The organism is Dokdonella sp. (assembly GCF_049593775.1).
Taxonomy (GTDB): domain Bacteria; phylum Pseudomonadota; class Gammaproteobacteria; order Xanthomonadales; family Rhodanobacteraceae; genus Dokdonella.
The window spans coordinates 1-3,675 of sequence record NZ_JBAWHJ010000350.1 but is presented as its reverse complement, the minus strand read 5'-3'; the positions used below and the strand labels follow the sequence as shown (position 1 = coordinate 3,675).

The window sequence follows — 3,675 nt, the reverse complement described above, 5'->3', positions numbered from 1 at the left end:
GCGCCATGCCAGCCACGGTCAGGCCTTCAATATCGAAGACGAAATCGGAAAGCTGCAAGGCAAGCTGAAGACGCGTACTGCGGAAATCTTCCGCAACCTGAGTCCTTGGCAAGTTGCCCAGTTGGCTCGCCATCCGGCACGGCCTTTCACGCTGGACTACATCAAGGTCATGTGTGAAGAGTTCCACGAGCTCGCGGGCGATCGTGCGTATGCCGATGACGCTGCCATCGTGGGAGGCATCGGTCGCATCGACGGCCGTAGCGTCGTCATCATCGGCCACCAGAAGGGCCGCGACACGAAAACCAAGATCCGACGCAATTTCGGCATGCCGCGCCCGGAAGGCTATCGCAAGGCCCTGCGCCTGATGAAACTGGCCGAGCGCTTCAAATTGCCCGTGCTGACCTTCATCGACACCCCCGGCGCATATCCGGGTGTCGGTGCAGAGGAACGCGGACAATCCGAAGCCATTGCACGCAACCTGATAGAGATGGCCGAACTCAAGGTTCCCATCATCTGCACGGTCATTGGTGAAGGCGGCTCGGGCGGCGCACTCGCCATTGGCGTCGGCGACCGCATCCTGATGCTTCAGTATTCGACCTACTCGGTCATTTCTCCGGAGGGTTGCGCCTCAATCCTCTGGAAGACAGCAGACAAGGCCAGGGACGCGGCGGAAGCGCTGTGCATCACGGCACCCCGACTGCTCGAACTGGGATTGATCGACAAGGTCATGCGCGAACCTCTGGGTGGCGCGCATCGCAACCCGCGCTCGATGGCCGTGCGCCTGAAGGCCGTGCTGCTCGCCCAGCTCAGTGAGCTGGACGCACTGGATATCCCGACGCTGCTTGAGCAGCGCTACCAGAAAATGCGCCAACATGGCGCGTACAAAGACGCCTAGCCGCACCGTTTACGGAACACCTCGCCCAGCCTTGTCGGCCGACTCACCCGAGTCAGGCTGCTGCGTGCATCAACCCTGATCGCGTGGACCGCAGTACGGAGCGTCAATCCGAATACGGCACGTCGATGTTTCCACCGATATCCCGATGCGAGACATCACCGCTTCCCGTTGATCGGACAGTAAGGTCGCCGCGGACACCTGTTGCTCGCAAGTCCCCGGACCCAATCCTGCCCACGGTGACGCTGCCCTGCACGTCATCGACGGTCACATCACCCGAGCCGATCCGGTCGACCTCTACCCCGCCGCTGATGGCGCGCAAGTCGAGATCACCCGAGCCCACGCGGCCTACGGTGACATCGCCGCCAATCTTGCGCAGGTTCACGTCGCCCGAAGAAATCGACCTCAACCTGACCGGGCCGACGTTCGAACCCTCGATGTCGCCCGAGCCCACTTCGATGTCGAGTTCGCCTGCCACGTTTTCGACTTCGAGATCGCCGGATCCACCGTCGTAGCGCAGCCGCGCCACGTCTCGGACGTCGATATCACCTGATCCATTGTCCACTTCGACTGCCAGATCAAGCGGAACGCGAATCTCGAGATCCAGATAGGCATAGTGGGATCCGAACAGCGAAAACGACATTCCGGTGTCGCGACCGACTTCGAGTACCAGCCGGTCACCATCCCGGCGCTGCTCGACCGTCAGCCGATCAAGATCGGCAGGGTCGGATGCACAGGCCCGCCCACGCACTTCGATTCGACCGATATCGGCAATGCCGCGGATACGAACGTCGCTTGAACCATTCTTCGCAACCAGGGCCATCAAGCCGGCACGATCGACATCGAAAGAGCGATCGGCTTCGTGAGCGCACATGGTTGCCGATGCCTGGGCGGAAAACAGCAATAAGGTTGCAAACAAGGGCAGGCGCATGGACGTCTCCGGAGTGGATGGTTGCTACTTGGATACGCCGAGTGCGGGAATGGTTTAAACAGCCGCCTGCAGAAATCCAGGCTCTAGCGCTGGCTGCCCTTGAATCTGTCATCTACATCGGCCGGAAAGCTCGATACAGAAGGTGCAATCGCGAATACCAGCGCCATAGGCGAGCCCTTGGCGCCCTATCGGTTGCGTCCTCCCTCACACGCAACAATTTCAGTGATTGCCTTGCGCGGCGGTACGAATCAATGCCAGGCGCGCCGACCATCCCGATCCCATCCGTTGCCTGAAGCCGTGCCTGTCGGGCTCACTTTTCCTCGGCCTTGGCGCGATTCCAAAGCTGTTCCTGATCATCAAGCGTGGTGTCATTCAATGTCGTTCCGGATTCCGTGGAAAAAGCCTCCATCCGTCGAAAGCGCCGCTCAAACTTGGCGTTGGCGTGACGCAGCGCGGCTGACACGTCCACACGGGCATGACGGGCAAGGTTCGCGCATACGAACAGCACATCGCCGATCTCGTCGGTCAATCGATCCGGATCAGCGCCCTTGGCGAATTCTTCGCGAACCTCTTCGATTTCCTCATGCAACTTGTCGAACACGGGATTCACGTCGGGCCAGTCGAATCCGACTGTCGCAGCACGCTTTTGCAACTTGGTTGCACGCTGCCACTCGGGCAGCCCCCGTGCGATTCCTGCCAGTGCGCTGGGATCAGCGTCACCACCCGCCTCGCGCTCTCGGCGCTTGATGGCTTCCCAGTTGACCAGAACCTCATCGGCTGAATCTGCTTGGGCGTCGGCAAAGACATGCGGATGGCGGCCAACCATCTTCTTGCAGATCGACGCAACCACATCGTCGAAACCAAAATGCCCTGCTTCCTCTGCCATGCGGGCATGGAACACGACCTGCAACAGCAGGTCGCCCAATTCCTCACAAAGGTCCGGGTAGTTGCGTCGGTCAACCGCATCTGCCACTTCATAGGCTTCTTCGATCGTGTAGGGCACGATGGTGTCGAAACTCTGCTTCACATCCCACGGACAACCGTCCACCGGATCGCGCAAGCGGGCCATGATCGCCAGCAGATCATCAATCTTTCGCATCTGAATTCCTTCGGTGGTGTGACAGCAGCGCGCCCCCGTGTCGATGGGGAGGCAGATACCTGCCGACAAGCATGCTGCCGGGCCGATCCCATGGGCGCAAGCCCGGCCGCTGCCGACTCGCGCGCAGTTCCCGCCCCTGGATTGCACTTGAGAACGGAGCAAGCAACGGCGCACCTGAGGCCCTATCATTGGCCAACCTCGCCACATCCAAACCCCAAGGAGATTCCCGCCGTGATCAATTGCCGCAGACATTGCATGCTGGCCATGCTCGCGCTTTTTCTGGCAGCGCCCTCGATCGGCGTCGCCGAGAACGCACCAACCCTGAGCTACTCCGATTTCGCCAATGTCCCGAAACAGGATGGCACCGGCTATGTGATCAGCTCGAAAGTCCCGATCTCCGGCTTCAATGGCCAGTTTTCGCTCGAGGTCTACGGCAAGACCATTACAGCCGATGGCGCTGATCTGTTGTCGGTGCGCGTTGGCGAGGTGCCGGCGGTCAAGGCGCTGAACGCAATTTCCACCAGCAGCACATTCGCTGACGCAATCGGCACGTCGGCAACCAACACCGTCGAATCTCTGGGCAAGGTTGTATCTGACCCGGTCGATACGCTGAAAGCGGCGCCCGCCGGCGTTGGTCGATTCTTCAAGTCACTGGGGAACACCGTCAAGAACGTCGCAACCAACAACGACAGCAGCGGCACTGCAACGGATGCGACCAAGGAAATGCTGGGAATCAACAAGGCGAGGCGCGGC

At 60.4% G+C, this 3,675-nt stretch carries 4 protein-coding genes; 2 read left to right on the top strand and 2 right to left on the bottom strand.

Going from position 1 to position 3,675, the window contains the following annotated elements; all coding sequences use genetic code 11:
* Nucleotides 1–895, top strand: an 895-nt coding sequence (locus WBP53_RS12165; RefSeq protein WP_423929291.1) for an acetyl-CoA carboxylase carboxyltransferase subunit alpha, incomplete at its 5' end; no start/stop codon positions are given.
* Nucleotides 896–998: 103 nt separating this feature from the next.
* Here the strand turns inward: WBP53_RS12165 and WBP53_RS12160 are convergent.
* Entirely contained in the window at nt 999–1,823 is an 825-nt protein-coding gene (locus WBP53_RS12160; protein WP_423929289.1) for a DUF4097 family beta strand repeat-containing protein, read from the bottom strand.
* Nucleotides 1,824–2,133: 310 nt separating this feature from the next.
* A complete protein-coding gene (mazG, locus tag WBP53_RS12155) occupies nt 2,134–2,922 on the bottom strand; it encodes a nucleoside triphosphate pyrophosphohydrolase (protein ID WP_423929287.1) in 789 nt (262 codons plus the stop codon).
* Between the two features lie 231 nt (nt 2,923–3,153).
* Between mazG and WBP53_RS12150 the strand changes: the two genes are divergently transcribed.
* Nucleotides 3,154–3,675: hypothetical protein (locus tag WBP53_RS12150; protein ID WP_423929285.1), on the top strand; the 522-nt coding region annotated here is incomplete at its 3' end.